20 protein-coding genes and 1 pseudogene are annotated in these 22,480 nt (G+C 67.5%); 11 read left to right on the top strand and 10 right to left on the bottom strand.

Features of this window, described 5'->3' with window-relative positions; all coding sequences use genetic code 11:
- The 5 genes from VGI62_RS06085 to VGI62_RS06065 all read left to right on the top strand — a co-directional run.
- Positions 1–1,203: CocE/NonD family hydrolase (locus tag VGI62_RS06085; protein ID WP_331503509.1), on the top strand; the 1,203-nt coding region annotated here is incomplete at its 5' end.
- Positions 1,204–1,308: 105 nt separating this feature from the next.
- Complete coding sequence (locus VGI62_RS06080; RefSeq protein WP_331503508.1) at positions 1,309–1,476, top strand: hypothetical protein; 168 nt, start codon at positions 1,309–1,311, stop codon at positions 1,474–1,476.
- 11 nt (positions 1,477–1,487) lie between these two features.
- Positions 1,488–1,970: a hypothetical protein gene (locus VGI62_RS06075; RefSeq protein ID WP_331503507.1), complete on the top strand. Its 483-nt coding sequence runs from the start codon at positions 1,488–1,490 to the stop codon at positions 1,968–1,970.
- 147 nt (positions 1,971–2,117) lie between these two features.
- Positions 2,118–3,320 carry a CaiB/BaiF CoA transferase family protein gene (locus tag VGI62_RS06070; protein ID WP_414695642.1) on the top strand — a complete coding sequence of 401 codons (1,203 nt, stop codon included), beginning with the start codon at positions 2,118–2,120 and terminating at the stop codon, positions 3,318–3,320.
- 12 nt (positions 3,321–3,332) lie between these two features.
- On the top strand, positions 3,333–4,874 hold the full coding sequence (locus VGI62_RS06065) for a long-chain fatty acid--CoA ligase (protein ID WP_331503505.1): 1,542 nt from the start codon (positions 3,333–3,335) through the stop codon (positions 4,872–4,874).
- A gap of 128 nt (positions 4,875–5,002) precedes the next feature.
- On the opposite strand, the gene VGI62_RS06060 is transcribed toward VGI62_RS06065, so the two are convergent.
- On the bottom strand, positions 5,003–5,644 hold the full coding sequence (locus VGI62_RS06060; RefSeq protein ID WP_331503504.1) for a carboxymuconolactone decarboxylase family protein: 642 nt from the start codon (positions 5,642–5,644) through the stop codon (positions 5,003–5,005).
- 3 nt (positions 5,645–5,647) lie between these two features.
- Positions 5,648–6,169, bottom strand: a complete 522-nt coding sequence (locus tag VGI62_RS06055) for a VOC family protein (protein WP_331503503.1) — start codon at positions 6,167–6,169, stop codon at positions 5,648–5,650.
- A 146-nt stretch (positions 6,170–6,315) separates the two neighbouring features.
- Between VGI62_RS06055 and VGI62_RS06050 the strand changes: the two genes are divergently transcribed.
- From VGI62_RS06050 to VGI62_RS06030, 5 genes are all read left to right on the top strand, one after another.
- Positions 6,316–6,771: a MarR family winged helix-turn-helix transcriptional regulator gene (locus tag VGI62_RS06050; RefSeq protein WP_331503502.1), complete on the top strand. Its 456-nt coding sequence runs from the start codon at positions 6,316–6,318 to the stop codon at positions 6,769–6,771.
- A 174-nt stretch (positions 6,772–6,945) separates the two neighbouring features.
- On the top strand, positions 6,946–9,147 hold the full coding sequence (locus tag VGI62_RS06045; RefSeq protein WP_331503501.1) for a TonB-dependent receptor: 2,202 nt from the start codon (positions 6,946–6,948) through the stop codon (positions 9,145–9,147).
- 452 nt (positions 9,148–9,599) lie between these two features.
- The gene (gene ggt, locus VGI62_RS06040; RefSeq protein ID WP_331503500.1) at positions 9,600–11,420 is read left to right on the top strand and encodes a gamma-glutamyltransferase; all 1,821 of its coding nucleotides are present in this window, start codon (positions 9,600–9,602) and stop codon (positions 11,418–11,420) included.
- Between the two features lie 116 nt (positions 11,421–11,536).
- Positions 11,537–12,454: an SMP-30/gluconolactonase/LRE family protein gene (locus VGI62_RS06035; protein ID WP_331503499.1), complete on the top strand. Its 918-nt coding sequence runs from the start codon at positions 11,537–11,539 to the stop codon at positions 12,452–12,454.
- A gap of 146 nt (positions 12,455–12,600) precedes the next feature.
- Positions 12,601–13,551: a TraB/GumN family protein gene (locus VGI62_RS06030; RefSeq protein ID WP_331503498.1), complete on the top strand. Its 951-nt coding sequence runs from the start codon at positions 12,601–12,603 to the stop codon at positions 13,549–13,551.
- Positions 13,552–13,576: 25 nt separating this feature from the next.
- Here the strand turns inward: VGI62_RS06030 and VGI62_RS06025 are convergent, their stop codons facing one another.
- From VGI62_RS06025 to VGI62_RS06000, 6 genes are all read right to left on the bottom strand, one after another.
- Positions 13,577–14,383 (bottom strand): phosphotransferase, encoded by an 807-nt coding sequence (locus VGI62_RS06025; RefSeq protein WP_331503497.1) that lies wholly within the window; start codon positions 14,381–14,383, stop codon positions 13,577–13,579.
- A gap of 502 nt (positions 14,384–14,885) precedes the next feature.
- Complete coding sequence (locus VGI62_RS06020; RefSeq protein WP_331503496.1) at positions 14,886–16,382, bottom strand: carboxylesterase/lipase family protein; 1,497 nt, start codon at positions 16,380–16,382, stop codon at positions 14,886–14,888.
- Positions 16,379–17,593 carry a serine hydrolase gene (locus VGI62_RS06015; RefSeq protein WP_331503495.1) on the bottom strand — a complete coding sequence of 405 codons (1,215 nt, stop codon included), beginning with the start codon at positions 17,591–17,593 and terminating at the stop codon, positions 16,379–16,381. The genes VGI62_RS06020 and VGI62_RS06015 overlap by 4 nt, the downstream gene beginning before the upstream one ends.
- The gene (locus tag VGI62_RS06010; protein ID WP_331503494.1) at positions 17,590–17,721 is read right to left on the bottom strand and encodes a hypothetical protein; all 132 of its coding nucleotides are present in this window, start codon (positions 17,719–17,721) and stop codon (positions 17,590–17,592) included. Before VGI62_RS06010 ends, VGI62_RS06015 begins: the two co-directional genes overlap by 4 nt.
- 274 nt (positions 17,722–17,995) lie before the next feature.
- Entirely contained in the window at positions 17,996–18,247 is a 252-nt protein-coding gene (locus VGI62_RS06005; RefSeq protein ID WP_331503493.1) for a hypothetical protein, read from the bottom strand.
- Positions 18,240–18,569, bottom strand: coding sequence for a helix-turn-helix domain-containing protein (locus VGI62_RS06000; RefSeq protein WP_331503492.1), 330 nt, complete (start codon positions 18,567–18,569; stop codon positions 18,240–18,242). Before VGI62_RS06000 ends, VGI62_RS06005 begins: the two co-directional genes overlap by 8 nt.
- 385 nt (positions 18,570–18,954) lie before the next feature.
- Between VGI62_RS06000 and VGI62_RS05995 the strand changes: the two genes are divergently transcribed.
- Positions 18,955–19,275: a hypothetical protein gene (locus tag VGI62_RS05995; RefSeq protein WP_331503491.1), complete on the top strand. Its 321-nt coding sequence runs from the start codon at positions 18,955–18,957 to the stop codon at positions 19,273–19,275.
- A 209-nt stretch (positions 19,276–19,484) separates the two neighbouring features.
- On the opposite strand, the gene VGI62_RS05990 is transcribed toward VGI62_RS05995, so the two are convergent.
- Together VGI62_RS05990 and VGI62_RS05985 are read right to left on the bottom strand one after the other, a co-directional pair.
- A complete protein-coding gene (locus VGI62_RS05990) occupies positions 19,485–20,471 on the bottom strand; it encodes an SPOR domain-containing protein (RefSeq protein ID WP_331503490.1) in 987 nt (328 codons plus the stop codon).
- 39 nt (positions 20,472–20,510) lie between these two features.
- Positions 20,511–22,480, bottom strand: a pseudogene (locus VGI62_RS05985) (hypothetical protein); the annotation flags it as partial.

Raw genomic sequence — 22,480 nt, 5'->3', positions numbered from 1 at the left:
CCGAAGAAGGCGCTGTTCGGCCCCTGGGGCCACATCTACCCCGACCTCGGCCAACCCGGACCGGGTCTGGATTGGGCCACCGAGGAGGTGGCGTGGTGGCGCCACTGGCTGGGACAGGAAACCAGCTCTGTGATGGCGGGGCCGCTGTTCCGCTTCTTTGTCGGCTACGCGACGCCGGCGGAGACGGCGATGCGGGAGGTTCCGGGCCGCTGGGCGAGCGAGACGGACTGGCCGTCCCCGGCCATCTGTAACCTGTCGCTCCACCTCGCGCCCGGCCGTCTCGCGCCGGTTCCCGCGACCGGCCGTGTCCGCTACCGCGCCGAGAGGGTCGTGGGCCTGACAGCCCCGGAATGGATCCCCTACGCCGCAGCAGAACTGCCACGCGATCAGCGGCCCGATGACGCGCGATCCCTGACCTTCGACGTGGCCGTCACCGAGCCCATGGAGGTCGTTGGCGCGCCCCTCCTGCGCCTGCGCGTCAGCAGCGATAAGCCGCTGGCCTCTGTGGCGGCGCGCCTTTGCGAGGTGGCCGCCGACGGCCGGTCCTGGCTCGTGACCTCGGGGGTTCTCAACCTTTGCTTCCGCGACGGCTTCGAGGCGACGCCCAAGCGGCTTACGCCTGGGGAATCCTACGATATCGACCTGGCCCTCGATCCCATCGCCCACCGGTTCAAGCCTGGCTCCACGCTCCGCCTGGCGCTGTCTGAAGGCCTTTGGCCGCTTGTCTGGCCGGCGCCGGAAACCCCGACACTGGAATTCGACCTGCAGGGCTGCCGCCTTGGACTGCCGGTGCGGCCCATTCCGGACACCGAAGCGGCCATGCCGATCCCCTTGATCCACTCGGACTTCTCGCGCGGCGACCCACGTCTTGAAATCAGGGAGGAGCCGGGTGGCGCGGTGCGGGTGCAAGGCGCCTGGCCGGACGGGCCGCAGACGGTGGCGGCGACGTCGACGACGCTCTCCGGCGCGGGTCCCGATATGGAACTGCATTACGATCCGCGCGATCCAAACAGCTGCCGCTGGCGAGTGACCCAATCGAGCCGCTACCAGCGCGGCGACTGGGATTGTGAAACCAGGGTGGCCATCGAGATGACGTCGACGCCCACGCACTTTCTTATCGAGGAAAGGCTGCTGGCGTTGAAGAGCGGCGCCCCGATTTTCGACGTCACCCGGCGTGACGAGATCAGGCGGCGCTTCAGCTGACGGGAAGGTTAGCGCTGCGGCAACGTTAGCGAACGATGAACACTCTGGCACGCGGTCTGCATTGCCTCGCACAGTCGCCTAACGCGTTGTGCCAACGAGAGACACATGATCCCGACCAACGAAATCCTCGCCAGCTTCTCCACTTTGGGTGGCGATCTGATCGACGCCGGTCAGCGGGCCATTGATCTGGCGGCTGCCCATCCGCTCGCAGCCATGATGGCTGTGACGCTCATTTCCGTCACCGCGCTCGGGCGCGGTGGCCAAACGAATTGAGGAGCATGCAGATGTCCCTGAACGCTCTTACCCATCTTCCCCATCGGCTGGCCGCGCGGCGTGATGCGCGCACGGTGGCCGACCTTCTCGCCACGGCCGGCATCGACATTTCGACGCCGCTCGGCGCCGAACTGGCTGAGTTGCTGCAAGGCCAGATCATGGACTGGCGGGACTTCTTTGCGGCCCGCGGCGTTCGGATGCGGCGTGAGACCCTTATGGTGCTGACCGGCCGCACGATCGCCGATGACGGCGTCGCCGCCGCGCGCCTCGACAAGCTGGCGGGCGGGCACGGCGCGACGCTTCTGCGCACCTTCTCGATGCTCATCGAGCGCCTGTTTGACAGCCAGGTCTGGGCGCCGCGTGCTTCGGCTCCCAGGACCGTTGATCGCCAAGCTCCCAAATACGAGCCCAGCGCGGCGATCCCGTTCGAACCCCGGCGGCGCACTACGACCATCGAAACCTCGTTCATCGCCGTTGACCGCCTGGCGGCCTAGGCAAGCAAAGCGGGGGGCTATCGCCTCCGCCTTGAACTGCTGTCTCGGCCTGGGCCGTCGCGAGCGGCGGCCCGGTCGGTTCCGGGCCGGTTGATTCATCAATCTAATTGACAATCGTTGCCGAAAAGCTAGGCGTCTGCCTCCTGCGTGGAGGTGCAAGCCGTGGCAAACGGTCCGTTGGAAGGATTGATCGTCGTCGAGGCCGGCCAGCTCATCGCCGGGCCGTTCTGCGGCCAGCTTCTCGGCGACATGGGCGCAACCGTGATCAAGATCGAGCCGCCGGGCAAGGGCGATCCGATGCGCGCCTGGGGGCGCGGCGCGCCTGTCTGGTGGGAAGTGATCGCCCGCAACAAGCGCTCGGTCTCCATCGACCTGCGCAAGCCCGAGGGCCAGGACCTGGCGCGACGGCTGATCGACGGCGCTGACATCCTGATCGAGAATTTCCGGCCCGGCACCCTCGAAGGCTGGGGCCTAGCGCCAGGGCGGCTGCATGAGACCAACCCGGGCCTGATCGTGGTTCGGATGTCAGGCTATGGCCAGACCGGTCCCTATGCCGATCGCGCCGGCTTCGGCGGCATCGGCGAGGCCATGGGCGGATGGCGCAACATCGTGGGCGAGCCCGACCGACCGCCGGCCCGCATGGGGGTGTCCATCGGCGACACGCTGGCTGCGACCTACGGCTGCATCGGCGCCCTGGCGGCGTTGCGCCACCGCGACGCGACAGGCCAGGGCCAGGTGGTCGACTCCGCCCTCTACGAGGCCGTGCTGCAGGCGATGGAAAGCCTCGTGCCCGAGTACGTGGCCACCGGCCAGTCGCGCGAGCGGTCAGGGGCGATCCTGCCGGGCATCGCGCCTTCGAATGTCTACCCGTGTACGGACGGAGAGTTCCTGATCGGCGCGAACGGGGAGGGTGTGTTCCGCCGCCTGTGCCAAGCCATGGGGCAGCCCGACCTGGCCGACCACCCGCGCTATTGCGACCATGCCTCCCGGGGCCGGAACCAGACCGAACTCGACGAACTCATCGCCGGATGGACGCGCACTCTCTCGGTCGATGCGCTGGAGGCGCTGATGCTCGAGCACGGCGTGCCGGCCGGCCGGATCTACAAGCCCGGTGACATGCTGGCCGATCCGCATTTCGCTGCGCGCGAAGCCATCGTCGAACTGCCGGATCACCCGCGCTGGCCAGGCCTGAAAATGCAAGGCGTCTTCCCCAAGCTGTCGCTGACGCCGGGCGGCGTTCGCTCCATTGCCCCGCAATCCGTGGGCGAGGACAACCAGGACATCCTCGGCGAGCGCTTGGGACTCGACGAAGCAACCCTGAGCCGGCTGGCGGCGGCCGGCATCATCTGACGAGGCGGAACAATGCGATTGACCCAGACACTTCGTCGGGCCGTGCTCGTGAGACCAGACGAGACGGCCACCATCGACGGCGAGCGCGTGCGGACCTGGCGCGAGGTCCATGAACGCGTCGGCCGGCTCTCCGCCGGCTTGCGCAAACTAGGTGTCGCCGCTGGAGATCGCGTCGCGGTCCTGGCCAACAATTGCGATGCCTATTTCGAGGCCTATTTCGCGATCCTTTGGACAGGCGCGGTGATCGTGCCGCTGAACACCCGTCTCGCGCCCGCCGAAACCCGCTTCCAGCTGGAGGATGCCGGCGTCTCGGTCATGTTGTTCGGCGAGGAATTCGCAGGCGTCGCGGCGCTCCTTCGGCCGCAACTGCCTGGCATCGGCGCCTGGATCGGCATGGACGGTCCTGACGTCAGCGCCGATCACGCGCTGGAAGCGCTGGTCGTGGGCGAGCCGGCGCCCGAGACCATGCGCAATGCCGAGGACCTGGCGGGAATATTCTACACCGGCGGCACCACAGGCCTGCCCAAGGGGGTGATGCTGTCGCATCGGGCGCTATCGGCGATGGCGGTCAACCTGACCATGTCGCTCAAGGTCGACGAGTCGCTCGTCAACCTGCACTCCGCGCCCATGTTCCATCTGGCCGACATCGGCACCTTCATGGCGACCATGGTCGGCGGCGCCCACGTTTTCGTCCGCAAGCTCGACGAGACGGTGATGCTCGATCTCATCGGCCGCCGGGGCGTCACCCACATCTTCACAGTGCCGGCGATGATCGACCGGTTGGCGCGCCACCCTGCCGCGGCGACGACGGACATCTCGTCGCTGAAGGTGCTCGGATATGGCGGGGCGCCGATGCCGCTCGGAACCTACGATGTGGCCCGCGCCCGGTTCCCGGACGTCGACTTCGTGCAGGGCTTCGGCATGACGGAGATGGGCGCGCACACGTTCCTCGAAGCCAAGCACCATCGGCCGGGCGCCGATCCGGAGAAGATGAGGTCGGTCGGACAACCTGCCTACGGCTACGAGGCGATGATCGTCGACCCGGAGGGGCGGGAAGTTCCGCGGCGGACCCTGGGTGAGATCGTCGGCCGCGGCGACAACGTCATGAGCGGCTACTGGAACCGTCCTGAAGAGACGGCGCGCGCGCTCCGCGACGGCTGGATGTGGTCCGGTGACGCCGGGTTCATGGACGAGGAGGGCTTCGTCTACATCACCGACCGCTTCAAGGACATGATCGTAAGCGGCGGCGAGAACGTCTATTCGATCGAGGTCGAGAACGTTGTCTCGCGCCACCCGGCCGTGGCCGAATGCGCCATCATCGGCGTACCGGACGAGCGGTGGGGCGAGCGGGTGCACGTGGTGGTCGTGACGAAATCGCAAGCGAGCGTCACGCTGGATGAACTGGCGACGCACTGCCGCGCCGAGATCGCCGGCTACAAGGTTCCCAGGAGCCTTCAGATCCTTGAGACGCCGCTGCCCCGCAGCGCGGCCGGCAAGGTGCTGAAGACCGACCTGCGCGCGCCGTGGTGGGCGGGCCACGAGCGCCGCATCTAGTTCCTGCCGCGCTCGCTGTCGCCCCCCGGCTGGGCGAGGCGGTCAGGTGGTCTTGCGGCTCGGCCGGCTACCAGCGTGCGCGAGCGCCGCGCTGACATCCGCGCGGCGCCATCGACCAGGGAGTCTTGCTAGCGGCGCCTTCCGGTGTCGAGGAAGTCCGTGGCGCTGAAGCCCTCCGGCGCGGCGACCTCGACGATCGGCTCATCGCGGTCGTCGAACTCGAGCCTGAGCGCCTTGGTCATCACCGCGTGCATGTCATAGAGGCAGGTGATGTAGGTGAGCTCGAGGATCTCTTCGTCGGAGAGGAAGGCCTTCAGCGCGGCGACCACGGGCTCGGGCGTGCGCCCGGCCTGGAGCGACAGACAGTCGGCGTAGGCCAGCACCGCGCGCTCCTTGTCGTCGTAGCAGGTGGCCACCTGCCAGTGCGGGACCGCGGCGATCCGTTCCTCGGAGACCTTCAGCCCGCGCAGCGACTTGCAGTGCTGGGAGAACACGAACTGGCTGGCTTTGGTCCAGCCGACGCGGGTCTGCGCCAGCTCGCGCAGCACCGGATCAAGCTTGCGCGCCGGGTTGCGATAGAGGCCGAACCCCTTGACGGCATGGTCGAGGACATCGGGAACCAGGGCGAAGACCGTCCACCAGTCGCCCGGCGTGCCGGTTGCGGTGCCCGGTTCGGCGACGGGATCGCGGTCACCGAAGAGCCGCTTGTACATCGGAAGGCCGATCTCCTGATCGACCTCGGCGCGTGGGACCTGGCGAAGGCGCGGCATGGATCAGACCTCTACAGTGGCGCCGCGGGGCGCGTGGCGGATATCGTCGGCTCCAAAGGTCTTCGTCGAGGCCGCGAACTCCATCATGATCCCGTTGGGATCGGTGAAGTAGACCGATCGCACGAAGACGCCCTCATGCATCTCCGCGGCTACGCCGCGCTCGCTGTCGTCGTGGTTGACCACCATGGGGATGTGCTCGACGCCCGCGGCCTTCAGCCGGTGCAGGCAGGCCGACAGTTCCCCCTCGGCGACGTCGAAGGCCAGGTGGTTCATCGAACCCACCGCGGTTTTAGAGTCCTTCGGGAAGCTTCGCACGGAGGCCACGCCCGGCGCAGCCGCCGGGGTCTCCGGCCACCAGAAGAATGCGACGGCCGCGCCACCGCAATCGAAGAAGAAGTGCTGTCCGCCGTCCGGCAGCGCCACGGTCTTAACCAGCGGCATCTGAAGCACCTCGGTGTAGAATTTCACCGTCTCGGCCATATCGCGGCACACCAGAGCCACGTGATTGATGCCTGTCATTTTCATTGGGGACTCCCAGTGGGCGTGTCGTTCAGCGTAGACCGGCCGGAGACTTCGTCAACTAAACTGATGAAAATGTCGCTGCGGCCGTCAGCTTCCCGGCTTGTGGATATACCCCTACTGTAAGCGGCAACAGACTCGAAAAGCGACCTATGGACCGCGCTGAAACCTTCATTCTTCCGCTGCTCCAGGCGTTCTTCTGGTTCGACGACGGCTTGCAGAGCTATCTGCAGTCGAAGGGCTGGAGCCAGGTCACCCGACCGCAGTCCATGGTCATGGCGAACGTCGTCATCGGCGTTCAGAATCCCTCGGACATCGCCCGTAATCTCGGGATCAGTCGCCAGGCCGTCCACACCACGATCAACCAGATGGTCAAGATGGGCATCCTGGAGCTGCGCCAGGACGAAACCGATGGGCGCGCCAAGACCGTTGTGCTTTCCGATGTGGGCGCCGAGATGCGGACCGATGCGAACGCCGTGATGGTCGCGCTTGTCGACGAACTTCGCCAGCGCATCGGCGCCCGCAACGTCGACAATCTGGTCAAGGCGTTCAGCCAGGATTGGGGCGCGCCCGTGACAGTCTGGCCGCAACCCCCAGAAGGGTCTTGAAGCCGCCGTAGCGACCCGAAGCTGCGCCTTGCGTGTGGCATATATGTGTCAATTTGCCTGACGAAAGTGTAGCCCAGACTGTCATCTAGATTGACAATCATTGGGCTCGCGGCATGTTGCGCGCCGCCAGAGCGCTGCTCTGCTCAAGATTAAGAGAAACCCCGGGGGAAATTAATGCGCTGCACTGCGAGCGTCAGACTATTTGCATCCGTCGCGTCGGCCGCGGTGGTCGCCGGCCTGTCCGCGCCGGCCTGGGCGGCTGACACCGGAGCCACCCAGATCGAAGAGATCGTCGTCACGGCCCAGAAGCGCGAACAGAAGCTGCAGGACGTCCCGGTGGCGGTGTCTGCGTTCAATCAGAAGCAACTTGCAGTGCAGGCCGTGCAGAGCCTGACCGACCTGAACGCCAAGTCGCCGAACGTGGTGCTCGCCCCGGTCGGAGCCTATCCCTACGCCAGCGCCTTCTTCATCCGCGGCCTCGGGTTCGCCGATGTGGAGTCGACCTTCGAGCCTGCCGTCGGCGTTGAGATGAATGGCGTCTATCTGGCGCGCAACAGCGGCGCGCTGCAGGACTTCTTCGACGTCGATTCCGTGGAGATCCTGCGCGGCCCGCAGGGTACGCTCTATGGCCGGAACACGATCGGCGGCGTCGTCTCCGTGCGCACCAAATTCCCGACGGTCGGCCAACCTTATAGCGGCGATGTCCAAGCGACGGTCGGGGACCGCGGCCGGGCCGAGGGCCGCCTGGCGGTGAACCTCCCGGTCACCGACATTTTCGCCGCGCGCGTGTCGCTGCTCTACAAGGATTACGACGGCTACTTCCACAATGCCACGCTGAACAAGACGCAAGGCGACAACGAGACGCTTTCAGGTCGGGTGACGTTGGTGCTGAGCCCCAACGAGGTCTTCGATTCGACCCTGGTGGCCGACGCCGATCGTGAGCGTGGCTCGGGCAACCCGTTCCGCAACGCCTCGCTGCCCGGGAACGTCTATTACAACTTCAGCCCCGATACGGGCACCTCCACCCCGATCGTCCCGGCAGGGAATTCCAATCCGAAGGACCCCTACACGGTCTACGACAACACCCCGATCTACGCCCACATCGACACGTGGGGACTGGCCTGGACGAACAACATCCATGTGCCGATCGGGACGATCACGGCGGTCACCGGCTATCGGGAGTTCAACGACCACGTCCTGAGCGATTACGACGGCTCGGCCATCAACTTCTTCGCCGCCCTGCGTGACCAGAACCACCAGCAGTTCAGCCAGGAGATCCGGTTGGCGGGGAAGGCCGGCAGGCAGCTCGACTACGTGGTCGGCGCCTACTACCTCAACCAGCACTACGAAATCACCAACGCCCAGAGCGGACTGATCTACGGGACCGCTACGCCGGCGCAGATCGCCAACCAGCGCAATATCGCCTGGGCGCTGTTCGGCCAGGCCGACTACCACGTGACGGATGAGCTGACCCTGACGGCTGGCGGCCGCTACAGCGACGAGAAGAAGACGTTCAACAACCAACCGCTCTTCTTCCCGGTGTCCATGGCCTACAGCGACACATGGACCAATTTCTCGCCGAAGTTGGGCGCGAGCTATAAGTTCAATTCCGACCTCATGGCGTACGCGAGCTGGTCCAAGGGCTTCCGCGCCGGCGGCTACAATGGTCGCGCGGCTACCTTCACCTCGGCCGGGCCCTACGGCTCGGAGACCGTCTCGGCCTTCGAGGTCGGGGTTAAGACCGACCTGTTCGAGCGTCGTGTCCAGTTGAACGCTGCGGCCTTCACCAACGATTACTCCAACATGCAGACCGGCTCACAGGGCCTCACCAGCGCGGGTGTATACGAATCCATCATCGCCAACGCGGGCGAGGCGCGGATCAGCGGCGCCGAGGCCGAAGCGATCTGGTTGGTCGGCGGCGGCTGGCGTCTGAACGCCACGCTCTCCCACCTCGACGCCCACTACATCAAGAACTTCACCGACCTGACCAGCGACGGCATCAACAACCCGACCGACAACAGCGACCTTCCGCTGCCCTTCGCGCCGAAGTGGTCCGGAAGCGCCGGCTTCACCTACGAACACGAACTGTCGTTCGGGACGCTGAGCGTGAACGCCAACGCCGTCTACATGGACAACCTGTACACCACCAGCGGGGTGCTCGACCGCACCTCCGACGTCAATGTGCGGCCGGCCAACACCCTCTTCGACGGCGCCGTCACCCTGACCGCTCAGCAAGGCTGGCACGTCACGCTGTGGGGCAAGAACCTCACGGACAAGGCGGTGATCAACAACACCTTCGACCTGGGCGCGCTCGGCAACCTGCGGATCTACCAGCCGCCGCGGACCTGGGGCCTGGATCTCGGCTACAAGTTCTAGTCGCCGACCCACCTGGCCTGCCGCTTGCGGCGGGCCGGTGGGTCGTCTTCAGTCCCGGCTGATTTGAACCAGCGCAGGTCTTAGCCCCGCGCGTTTCGCAACTCGCGTCCGCCACGACGACGCGAAGATGCTGGGCCCCGGCGAAAAGCCGGCGTCCGAGATGTTCGCGCCGCGCCACAAGCCCGGACGCTGTCCGCCGGCCACGGATGGTGCGTTCCCAACGCCACAATTGCCCTGACCTATTCCATCTCCAGGATGTTTTCCGATCTGGACGGCAGCGGCGTGCATGGCCTGAATGAGCGCATCCGCATCAAGGTGCTCTTCGACGGCCGCGACTAGCTCTACCGACTCATGAAGATCTATGACGACCAGCCCGGTTGAGCCGAGCAGCGCGGCGGCTCCGGCCGGGGGCCGGCGCGTCGCGCCTCCAGACGGAAGTGATCGCAAAGCCCATGCCCCCAACCCGTTTCCACTCGCGCGCCGCCCTCCTTGGATCCCGGCCGAAGCGCCGGCTCGCGGCCCGGCTGGGGGGCGCCTTCGGAGCCCTGCTTCTTGGGACTGCAGACGCCCGCGCCGCCGCGCCGGAGCCCGTGGCCGGCGACGGCGGAATGGTGGTGAGCGCCCAGCACCTCGCCTCCGACGTGGGCGCAGATGTCCTTCGCCGCGGCGGCAACGCCGTCGATGCGGCGGTGGCGGTGGGCTACGCGCTGGCCGTGGTCTATCCGCAGGCCGGCAATATCGGTGGCGGCGGGTTCATGACCCTGCGGCTGGCCGATGGCCGCACCACCTTCCTCGATTTTCGCGAAAAGGCGCCGATGGCCGCGACCGCGACCATGTTCCAGGACGCGCGCGGCGAGGTGATCGCGGGCCTTTCCACCGACAGCTGGAAGGCCGTGGGCGTGCCCGGCACGGTCATGGGACTGGAAACCGCGCGGGTCCGCTATGGCACCATGTCGCGCGAGGCGCTGATGGCGCCGGCCATCAAGCTCGCCCGCGACGGCTTCGTGCTCGGCCAGGGCGATGCCGGCATCATGGCCGCCGAGGGCGAACGCCTGTCCGCAGATCCCGCCACGCGGCGCATCTTCCTGCCTGCGGGTAAGCCGCTCACCAAAGGCGAGCGCCTGGTGCAGAGCGACCTGGCGGAAACGCTGAGCGTCATCGCCGCCAAGGGCCCTGACGCCATCTATCGCGGGCCCATCGGCGCGGCGATTTCCGCGGCCAGTCGGGGCGGGGGCGGCCTGATCACGCCCGAGGACTTCGCGCGATACAGGGTGCGCGAGCTGAAGCCCATCGAATGCGACTACCGGGGCTATCACGTGGTTTCGGCGCCTCCGCCGAGCTCAGGCGGGGTGTCGATCTGCGAGGCTCTGAACATCCTTCAGGGCTACGACCTCTCGGCGATGGGCTTTCGATCCGCTGCGGAGGTTCATGTCCTCGTCGAGGCGCTGCGGCGCGTCTATTTCGACCGTAACAACAAGCTCGGCGACCCGGACTTCGTAACCAATCCGGTCGCCGCGTTGCTGGATCCGGCCTATGCCCAGCGCCTTCGGGCGCAGATCGACCCGGAGCGGGCCACGCCGTCTTCGGCGCTAGGCCTGGGCGCGCCTGCCCATGAGGGCCACAACACCACTCACTTCAGCGTCCTCGACGCGCGCGGGAACGCGGTCGCGGTGACGTACACGCTCAACGACTGGTTCGGCGCCCACCGCGTGGCCGGCGCCACCGGCATCGTGATGAACAACGAGATGGACGACTTCACCTCCAAGGTCGGCGCCCCCAACATGTTCGGCCTGGTGCAGGGCGCCAACAATGCGGTCGGGCCCGGCAAGACGCCGCTCAGTTCGATGAGCCCGACCATCCTGACGAAAGACGGCAAGGTCGCGTTGATCATCGGCAGCCCCGGCGGGTCGCGGATCATCACCATCACGCTCGAGGCCATCCTCAACATGGTCGACCACGGGATGAACGTGCAGGAGGCGATCGATGCGCCGCGCATCCATACGCAATGGCTGCCTGACGTCGTCTACCTGGAGCCGTTCGCGCTCTCGCCCGATACGCGCCGTCTTCTCGAGGCGCGCGGCTACACCTTCGAGGAAGAAACCCCGTGGGGCATCGCCGAAGGCATCGTCACCGGCAAGCCGACGCTTGATCGCACCTCACGCTCGGCCCCGGGCCGGGTGCTGTCGCTGGGAGACGCCGCGCGGTCGGGCGCGACGATGTTCGGAGGCCACGACGTGCGGCAGCCGGGCGGACTGGCGGCCCCCGTACGATAAGGTTCGGGGCGACAGCGCATAAGTGGAAGCTGCCGTGCGCGCTCTCGACGGCGCCATTTTGTCAGTTTAATTGATGGATTAGCGCCCGACGCACCGCTGGATCCGAGGAACTCCGTATGAATTTCGAATTGGTGGCCGAAGGCCTGGGGTTCCCGGAGGGACCGGTGTTGCTGTCGGACGGCTCGGTGCTGGTGGTGGAAATCCGCACCGGGCGCCTGACAAAAGTGATGCCGGACGGGGCGAAACAGATCGTGGCCGAACTCGGCGGGGGGCCGAACGGGGCCGCTGTCGGGCCAGATGGCGCCGTCTACGTCTGCAACAATGGCGGCCTTACATTCTTCGACGCCGCGCCGGACCTCGCCATCCCGGGGCATGCGCCGGAGGATTATCGCTGCGGCTCCATCCAGCGCGTCGACCTGCAATCAGGCGAAGTCGTCACCCTCTACGACAGTTGCGATGGCCGACCCCTCCGAGGACCGAATGATCTCGTCTTCGACGGCCAGGGCGGCTTCTGGTTCAGCGACTACGGCAAGGCCGACGACTGGACCGCTGACCGGGGTTGGGTGGTCTACGCGCGGATCGACGGGAGCCTGATCCGCCGCGTCCGCGGGGGGATGCTCGGCCCCAACGGCGTCGGCCTTTCGCCTGATGGAAAGACCCTCTATGTCGCCGAAACCCAGACCGGTCGGCTCTGGGCGATGGATGTCGTCGAACCGGGCGTGCTCGGGCCGCCGCCGCTGCCGTGGGCTCCTGGACGCCTGATTGCGACCTTGCCCGGCCATCAGATGATCGACAGCCTGGCCGTCGAGGCGGGCGGAAACGTATGTGTCGCTGGCGGGCCGGATGGTGGGGTGACCGTTTTCGACCCCGACGGGTCCCACGAGCACGTGCGCCTGCCGGGCGAGGTGATCGTCACCAACATCTGCTTCGGCGGTCCAGATATGTGTGACGCCTGGATCACGGCCTCCGGCAGCGGCCGGCTCTACCGCACCCGCTGGCCGCGACCGGGGTTGCGACTGGCGTACAACGGCTAGGGCAAGGCCGACGTCGGCCGCCTGCGCGGGGCTAGAGGGCTCTGATCAGCGGCCGCGTCTTCACCACGATGCCTCTTGCCAGAACACGCCCCCGGTGAACTCTCGAGAACCTCGAGACTTCACCGAAGCGCCGCCTGGAGAGGCTGATGTTGCAGCGGTTCAAGGCCTTTTGGGTGGCCGTCGTTCTGGGCGTTACGAGTGCGGGCCCCGCTCTCGCTCAGGCGCAGGTCGCTGATCCGGAGGGGACCGTGGTCAGCGAACTCGTCGTGCGGGCCATCGAGCGGGGACCGGCGTGGTGGCGGATCAGCGAGGCGGACTCCACCGTCTATATTCTGGGCGTCCCTGACGAGCCGGCCCCGCCGGGCGTGGCCTGGGACCGCTCGGCGCTCGAACGCAGGCTTCAGGGCGCCCGCGTGCTGATTGCCGAACCTGGCTTCGCGGCAGGCCTGCGCGACATTCCCGCCATCTTCCGGCTTCGCGCCCAGCTCCGCTCAAAGGTTCCCATGGAGACGACGCTTCCGGCGCCGCTCGCTGCTCGATACGCCGCCGTCGCCGGCGCGCGGTCGGGCAAGCGGGCGAACCGGTTTTCCGATTGGCAGCCGATGGCCGCCGGCGCCTTCCTGCTGCGCGAGAGCCGCGGTGGCTGGTCGACCATTGAGCCGCAAATCCGGCGTATCGCCCGCCAACATGGGGTGAAGGTCGAGCGCGCCGCCACCTACAAGGCTATGCCGCTCGCCCAGACGGCCATGAAGAACATGACCCCGCAGATCCAGCAGTCGTGCCTGGCTTGGGCGCTGGATGACGTCGAAGCGGGCGAGCCGCCGTCCCGGCGAGCCGCCGAGGGCTGGGCGCGTGGCGACGTGGCGACCGCGCTGACTGCGCCCCGTGGGTTCGACAAATGCCTCTTGGTCCTGGCCGGCGGCGCCGAGCTTTGGTCGCGGATGACCGAAGACCAGGCCAACGATATAGCCGCCGCGCTCAAAACCCCCGGCCACGCGGTGGCTGTCGTGGGCCTGCGCAGGCTCCTGGCTGGCGACGGCGTGATCGCCCGTCTGGAGGCGAGGGGGCTGAGCGTGAAAGGGCCGGGGGAGCCGTGAGTGTCCCCGAGGCTGAGACCGGGGGCTAGCGCAGGGCCGCTTCGACGCGCTGGATCAAGATCTCCCGCAGGGCGGGGCTGGGCGCCGGCCCGAGGATGGCGAAGACACGGGCGATGGGCAGGTAGGCCTCCACCGCCGTCGCCAGCGCCGCAGACGACATCCCGGCCAGCCTTGCGTACTCGGACTGCAGGGCCGTATTGACTGCGCGCGGCCGCTCCGGATCGTTGACGCGTTCAGGGGCGAGTTCGGTAAGGACGACATGGCCGCACCCAAGGTCGAGGGCGGCCGGCGCGCGGACCGCACCGGTCCAGTCGATGATCCTGGGACCCTGCGCCGTCATGATCACGTTGCCGCTGTTAAGGTCGCAATGGCACAGCCCGTCACCCGGCGACAGGCGCTCGATCAGGTTGAGGACGCCCGTCGAGATATGCTTCGGGATCGTCTCGGCGTGGATCCGCATCGATCCCGCCATCCAGTCATAGAGAGAGAGTACGTCGGGCGGCGGGGTTGTCTTGTGGACGGACATGTAAAGCGGCGCGAGGATCGCTCCGGTCTCCTCCGTCGACATGGCGCCGGTCCGGGAGAGGTGCAGCAGGGTCGGTCCCTCGAGATGCGGCAGCACGATGCCGAAACGCCCGTCCAGGGTCACCTCATCAAGCACCTCCAGCGCAGGGCCGCCGGCTGCGAAGACGGCGCGGGTCATTCGCGCCTCATGCCAGGCGATCCGCCGCGAGATGCCGGCCCTGAACAGCTTCAGGACCTGACCGGGCGCCCAGACGTGGACGTCGGCAAAGGCGCCTTCGCCGATTTTCTCGCCTAGGGATCCACCCATCTTCCCCCCCGCTGCCATTCTCTTTGGCCTCGGCCCTGCCAAAGGGAGCGGAGCCCGGCAGGGGCAGAGGCCCCAAAACGCCCCGTAACGGGGCCGCCTTTTGATAGTTTCCCGGTCACCTGAAGCAGTGGGCGCCTATTCCCGCGCCGCAGGGCGATGAAATCCTGCAGCGTCGGAGGGTGGCGCTGGGCGTCTTGGCGTCGCAGCCGATAGCGTTGTGAGGCAGTGTCTGCCTTCGGAAAACATCGATGGGGGTCGTGACGTGTGGCGCTTAGCGATCCTCGGCGCAGTGACGGTCGCCTTATTCTACGGCTCTTTCTGGTGGGCCGACGTGATCGCGCTGCCCTGACCGGCGCTCCTCCCGGCGCCGCAGACTTCGGCCCCGCTTGCTTCTGCTGGCGGGGCCCTTCTCCGTTCCAGGGCAGGATCTGATCACCAACGGCTGCATTCGTCCCGTGTCCCATTGCGAACGCCTCGGAACGCGCGGTTTCCGGACGGCCGTTCATCCTGCAAACCAGAAGGCGCGAATATCATCATCCAGGGCGTGTTCCATCCGCCGCTCAGCGTCGAGCAGCAACACGGGCCTGTTGGGGGTGGTGTAGGGCGTCCACGCCGGCTCCCCCGCTGCAAACGGCCGCCCGGTGCGAGCAAAATTGGCCCAGTAGGCTCGCATCGCAGGGCCAAGATCCGGTGGCGGATTCAGGCCGGCGAGCGTTGGGGTTCTGCTGACTTCGGTCCAGCCCCACATGAATGGAAGGTCCATCCCGTGGGTGGCCCGCAGCCCGGAACTCGGCAGGTCGTTTTCCCACGTGCACATCCACGACCAGCAAGCCGAACCTGCTTCTGCCGCAGCGTCCAAAATCCTGACGGTCGAGTTGCGAAACTGGGTATCGGTTAAGGCGTAGGCGAGTTTCTCCCCTGGGGTCGAGCCCGGCGCGAAGGCCTCGTAGATCTCCATGGCGCGTCGCCCGTCGAAGCCTTCCCCCTCGAAAAAATCGACGACCTCCTGTTCAGTGTAGTTCTGCGATCCGACGGTGTCGGCGAATAGCGTGCCTTCGTGCCGGCAGCCGCCGAGCAGCATCGGCACGTTGCCGCTACCGCGAGCCAGAACCGTGTCGGCGACAGGTCGGGGGATCAGAACGCCATCGATCGCAGGCGCGAACCCGTATGTCCGGGCGCCGTAGAGGCCCAGTCCAGGAGGGCGCGGACGGAGAGGGTCTGGGAGGCTGAGTGAAATCAACGCCTCAAGCGAGGCGGCGCGCAGGAACTCGAGGCCGCTCGATCGCCGATCGCCCCCCAGACGTTCGATGCACCGGTTGGTGAACGCGACGTGGCCCTCGCCCAACTCACTCAGATCGACATTCGGGCTGTGCACGGCTGCCTTGTGGAACAGTCCCTCCGCGGGCGGACAACCGACCAGCAAGGCCGCAGCGGTTCCGCCCGCAGACTCGCCGAAGATCATCACATTGCCCGGGTCGCCGCCGAACGCGGCTATGTTGTCCCTCGTCCATTCCAGGGCGCACATCTGGTCCAGGACGCCGGTGTTGACCGACTGGGCCAGGTCGGGGTCGAGATGACCCAGGTGCATGAATCCAAGGGCGCCTAGCCGATAGTTTATGGTGACCACAACCACATCATTTTCGCGGGCGAAGGCGCCGCCGTGATAGGGGCGAGCCGATCCGCCCACGTAGCCGCCGCCGTGAATCCAGAACAGAACCGGGCGCGGCGCAGCGGGGCGGGTGGGCGTGTAGATGTTCAGAAAGAGGCAGTCCTCGTCGAAAGGCTCATTGCGCCCGATCTGGCCGCCCAGTGTCGCCTGAGGCGCCGAGGCGCCGAAGCCACCGGCGTCATATTCGTCCGTCCACGGGGCTACCGGCACAGGAGGGCGAAAGCGAAGGTCTCCGACCGGGGGCCTTGCGTAGCGAATGCCTCGAAACGACGCGAAGCCTTCCCTCTGCCGGCCTCGGACCTGACCCAGCGGCGTTTCGATGACCGTCATCTTTCCGCACCTGTTCGAGCCGGGGTGTTCGATGCCGCATCCGGCCGCAGCGCAGACACCGCTGCCCGGAGCAGCGCGACGATCTCGGCGTCGCCGTCGCTGTCATGGGACTGACGCCACGCACTCTGGATGACGGCCACCACCTGTTCGGCCGGGTTGACGAAGATGCGCTGGCCATAGGCGCCAACCGCCGAAAAAGCGCCGCCGTTGACGTTGGCCGGCGAGCGCGGCACCGCCCACCAATGGTAGCCGTACCCCGCCGGCGAACTCGGCATCAGCCGACCGAAGGCGGTGGACGCGCTATCGGGCTGGCCCGCGAGATCTCGCCAACCGGGCGGCAGGACCCGTCGGCCGCTAAACGATTCACCGTCCTCCAGCACCAGTTGGCCGAAGCGGGCAAAGTCGCGGAGCCGGGCGTTGACGCCAAACCCGCCCATCTCCAGGCCGCCCCCGGACTCGAGAAGCCAGTAACCGTCGGCCTCCATGCCGGCCGGACCCCATATGGTCTCGGAGCAGTAGTGGGCCATCGGCCGGCCCGTGGCGGCCACGACCACTGCGCCGAGCAGGCAGCTCTCGACCGTCGAATAGTTGAAGACGACACCCTGCGGCTGAGCGCGCGGCAGGGCGCACGCGAGGTCCATGACGGCGCCTGGCCGCCGGCTCATCAGAGCCTTATTCAGGCGCCAGACGTCGGAGTCTTCCTCGGGCACGTTCTCCTCGGCCCAGGCCACTCCCGAGCACATCCGCAGGACATTGCGGACCGTCACGCCCTCATAGGCCGAGCCACGTAGCCGCGGCAGGTAGAGGTCGCAGCGATCGTCCAGGCTGCCGATCGCGCCATCGTGGAGCGCTGCGCCGACGAGCGTCGCGGTTATCGACTTGGCAGTCGAGAAGCTCACCCAACGGCTTTCGGGCCCGTTGCCCATGCCGTACAGCTCCAGCGCGATCTCGCCGTCTTTCAGGATCAGGAGCCCGGCCGTACGGCGGCGTTCCATGTAGTCGCTGAGGCTGAAACGGACTTCGCCCACCTCAAACGTCAGCTCCGCGAGCGAACGGGCGTGCGGTGCCAGTGGCCGCACTACAGCGCCGCGCCGAATGACGCGCGCCGGCCAGACCTCGTCCTGGTTGCGATAGGCCGCCGCCTGCCTGTCGTATTTCGTGTTCGTGACGTCCGGGCTCGCCCACCCGGGATCGGCGCCGTCGCGGCTCACGCCACCACCTCGCGAGGCTCGGGGCCGTCGACCAAGCGTGCGACGACGCAACCACACCTGCGCTCGATATCGACACACGTGCCGATCAGCGCTGCAATCTCGCTATCCAACAGTCTACGCCACGACATGGAGGCCCTCCAGATGAGACGTCGTGAGATCGCCCGGGATGGGGGCCCTTGCAAAGCAAGCTAAGTTGGTTTGTACTGACCTTATCGCGATGGCGCGCTCGCGCCGGCAACCTTCCTGAAAACCAGACCGCCGGGCGTTGGGCAACGTCAGCTGGTTGGAGCCTGAGAGCCGAAGCCGTGGTTCGGCGGATTCTCGGACGTGACCTGGCAATCCACGTGGCGCAGGTGCTCGTCTAGCCCGCGGGCCAAACTGACGCGGCCGTCGATCCCGCTCTCACCGCGCCGCTTTCGGATAGAGCGCGAGCGCTACTCGCAGCGTCAGAGGCGAAGCGGCTGCCCCGCGCAGGATGAACACGCCGCGCGTCAGGCTGAGCGCCGGCTCCAGCGAGAAGCACCCTGGCTCCGCCAGCCATGCCGGATCATATCCGAACGTGATCGTCTCGCCGCCACGCGCCGCGTGGGGTCGCAGCAGGCCGACCGCGCGCGGCGCCCCCGCGATATCGATGTAGACTTCGATGTCAGACATCAGGCTTTGCCGGGCGGCGCAAGCGGGCGCGGGCAGGGAGGTCGGCGGTGGCGAGTGACTGGCCTACGGTATCGCGCGAGACATCGGCGACCGCGGTCAGTTCGTCCAAGAGTCCCAGCGCCTGCAAGACAGCCGCATAGATTCCCATGCCCACGCCGGGATCACCCTCCTCGATGCGCTGGAGAGTGCTACGGGACGTGAAGGCGCGATCCGCTAGCACGCTCATGGGCAGTCGACGACGCTTGCGGGCGTCACGGACGTCCGCGCCCAGCTTGCGTAGAGCACGTCGGACACCGGCTGTCGGACGATGAGGTGTGGGCATTCTGTGAACTTCATGGGCCGCTAACCCCGTATTATGTAGCGCGAAGCTTACAAAACGAAAATCGTCCATACCTTCGAGAGTGAGCGACGGCCCGGCGCTGAGACGACGGGCGAGCGGGTGCTGTCCCACGTCCTCAACGGCAGCGCTCTGCCGCCGGTGTGGTCAGGAAACGAATGATCGATCGGTGGTCGCCGGCGTGCGCCGGAAGCAGTTTCGCGGTCTCTTCGACAGCGAATTCACCGAGTGAAGGGATCGTACGCCCGCGGAGGTCGAAGCCGCCCCACCCATCGACACCTTCGCGTAGTGGCGTACCCTGGTCGACGCGGAGCAGGGCAAAACGGGAAAGCATCGCGCTGAACGGGCGCGGAATATCAAGGAGTTACCCATGCGCAATCTGCCGGCCGCCATGGGTTTGCTAGCCCTAGCCACCCCGGCCTTCGCCGATACGCTGCAGGAGGTGACGACCCACGGCATGATCGTGAGCGTCGGGGACCGGCAGTTCGAGGTGGACTACACGCCCGATGGCAAGTTGACCGTTAACGGGAGCCAAGCGACGGGCTCTTGGCGTATCGACGGCGATAGACTGTGCACCAGCGTCAACGCCGGCCCGGAGAACTGCGTGGCCTATCCCAAGGACAAGAAGTCCGGCGACATTTTCGAGGTTCTTGGCGCGCAAGGGGGTTCTGCGACGGTGAAAATCAAGTAGGCCCATCGGCGAGCTATTGTGCCCTGGACGACCTTCGTCGCGCACCGCGCGCCCTAAGGAACCCGTCCCAAACGTCGGGGGCGGGGCGTCGTAAGCGGCGGCAATGGCGGAGAGGCGTCTCAATTGGCGCGGACGTGGGCCGGCCAGGGGCGAGGGGCGGCGCAGAGTCGCCGCATCACGGTGTCAGAGAGCGTGCGGAACCCACCCTCTTACTCGGTCCCGGCCTTCGCCGGCGTCTCAACGGAATACCGGCTGCGTCGGACGAAACAGCCCTGCCGCCAACCTGCGATCTGGGCGCAAAAGGCGTCCGCCTCGGCCCGCTCGGCGAAACCTCCCGTCAGCAAGCGGAACCAGACGTGGGACCTGGCGTCGACGGGCTCGACCCAGGCCAGGCGGCCCTTCAGAAGCGGCTTAAGGGCGGCCAGGTGCTCGACGGCGTCGGCTTCGGAGGGTTCGGCCGCGAGCTGGGCGATCCACGATGGCGAGGGGGGCGCCATAGACGCCTCAGCGGCGGCTGCAGGCGTCCCGCCCGTCGCGCTGGGCGCGCCAGGCGCCGCCGGAGCCGGCGCTCCCGCCACGGCTGCGACAGGCGATGCCGCCAGCGCGGCGTTTAGGGGCGGTGGAGCTGGCGGGCACGCCCGTCGGGCAGCCTGATCGTAGAGCGCGCCGGCGGCCAGGGGGCGCCAGCCGGCGTCGGCAGCCCGGATGACGGCGCTCGAACCGGCGAGGTTTCGGCGCGCATAGCCGATTGTGTCGCCGGCCCGCGCGAGCTTGCCGCTGCAGTCGATCTCGAGCGAAAGGCGCCACGAGAGCGCATGCGCGCGTTGGGCGGCTCCCGGTGTCAACGCTTCGGCGTGAAGGTCGAGGCGCTGCAGGCTTCCGGCCACGGGAGCGAACGGCGTCGCGAGCGAGGTTGCGGTGTCCGGGGTGAGCGCGACAAGATCCGGAATGCGGACGCCGAGCGCACCCTGGAGCCAGGCCTTGACCGGCTCTGGGTCAGTCGTCGCGGGGAAGTGGTCGGCGGCCCGCGCGCCGCCGGCCGCGGTCAGCGCCGCGGCCAACACCGCGGCGGCGCGGCCGGCGCGCGTCGATATCGGGTGTTCGACGCGCGCGCCGCAGCCCTTCGGCGTCCGTTCGGGCTGCCCGTGCGGCGAAGCGGCGGGACTGAGTTCGCCGATGAGAGCGCAGCGGTTCATGGAGTTCCTCTTAGGGCGGGGCCGCGAGAGCGGCGGGGCTCAGAAGGACCAGCCAATACCGACGCCGGCCGAGACGTCGCCGGTTACCGGCGCAGCGGCGATCGAGGCCTTGAGCGCTGTGGCGTAGCGGTCGTCGAAAACGCGGCTGTATGCGGCCGCTACGGCCGTGGTCTGGTCGACGCCGAGCGCCATCGAGAAGGTGCTGCGTCCCGGGATGACCGCTTGCGGCAGGGAGGCCAACGCTGCGTCCCGTGCGCCGAGCGCGTGTATCTCCTTGGAAAGTTGGCTCCCGACGACGTCGGTGTAGGCCTTCGCGTGAGCCAGCGTGGCGCCCTGGCTGGCGTAGAGCTGTGAGCCGTTCACCGCGTCCAATGAGCCGGGCGAGATCCGCCCTGGTGCGACATTGGTGAGCGCCTGGGGCGCGCCCGGCGAAACCGCAGCGGCGCCAGGCGCGGTCAGCGTCAGTTGATTGGAAGCCCCGGGGGTCCGCTGCACCGTGCCCACCGTGCCGTTGTCGACGCTGCCTGCCAGGGTCGAGACGGCCTTGTTGGTGGCGTAGAGTTGCGAGCCGTTCACCGCGTCGCTCGATGTGGCGCTGACGTCGCCCGCGGCGACATTCGTCAGGATCTGAGCCGCGCCGGGAGAAGCAGCCGTGCCGCCGTCGGCGACAAGCGTCACCTGGTTGAGCGCGCCTGTTCGCCGCACCGGCCCGGCGTTTCCCGAGGCCACCTCGTTGGAGAGGTTGGCGACCGTTGTGTTGGTGGCGCTAAGACCGCTGTCGAGGGCGCCGATTGCGCCGCCGATGTTGTCGTAGGTCGCGGACTGGACCGTATAGCTGGGCGCGCCGATCGAGCCCGTGGCCGGGTCGTAGGTCGCCCCGCCCCCCAGCACAGCGGAGATCGAAGCCCCGACTGCGGCCTGGCGAGTGTTGGTGGCGTAGAGCTGCGAGCCGTTCACCGCCTCGCTCGACGTGGCGCTGAGGTCGCCCGCCGCAACATTCGTCAGGACCTGAGCCGCGCCGGGAGAAGCCGCTGTGCCGCCATCGGCGACGAGCGCCACCTGGTTGGGGGCGCCTGTCCGCCGCACCGGCCCGGCGTTTCCTGCGGCCACCTCGCTGGAGAGGTTGGCGACCGTGGCGTTGGTGGCGCTAAGGCCGGCGTCGAGGGCGCCGATTGCGCCGCCGATGTTGTCGTAGGTCGCGGACTGCACCGTATAGCTGGGCGCGCCGATCGAGCCTGTGACGGGGTCATATATCGCACCGCCCCCAAGCGCGGCGGAGACCGAAGCTCCGATGGTGGCCTGGCGGGTATTGGTGGCGTAGAGTTGCGAGCCGTTGACCGCCTCGGTGGAGGTGGCGCTCAAGGCGCCCGTGGCGACATTGATTATCTTCCGCTCGGCGCCAGTGGCCCCGACGCTGACGACATCGACCTCACCGCCGTCGGTGCTGCCGGCGCCCAGCACGACGGAGCCCGCGCCGCTCGCGCGGGCGGCGGAGCCGAGCGCGACTGAACCTGGGCCTGAGGACAGCGCCGATTGACCCAGCGCGATCGATTGGTCGCCCGCCGAGTTGGAGAAGGCGCCGATCGCCACCGACCCGACGCCGACTGTCGCCGGGGCGAGAGAGACGCCGCCATCGGGATCGACTTCGCAGCCGGCGTTGGCGCACAAGCCGATCGCAACGGCCCTGGATGCCCCGGCGTTTGCGGCCGTCCCGAGCGCCGCACCGGAAGTCGCGGCGATGGCGCTGGCGCCGACAGCGACCCCTTGGCTTCCGCTGACGCCGGCGCCCTGGCCAACCACGGTGGCGCCCTCGATCAGGGTCCCATCCGGAGCTTCGAGGTGGGCGGCGGCGCCCAGGACGAGCGAGTCGGTGGCGTTAAGGGCTTCGGCAGCGGCGCCCACGACCGTGTTGGGGCCGCCGCCGATGACAACCCCAGTTGGCCCTAGGATGGCTTGCGATCCGGTGGAAACAGCGCCCGCGCCGATCACGACGTCGGGCATGTCGCCCA

Origin of the sequence: Phenylobacterium sp. (genome assembly GCF_036495085.1) — a bacterium.
GTDB lineage: Bacteria > Pseudomonadota > Alphaproteobacteria > Caulobacterales > Caulobacteraceae > Phenylobacterium.
The sequence above is the reverse complement of the archived record's forward strand: the minus strand, read 5'-3'. Positions and strand labels throughout refer to the sequence as shown.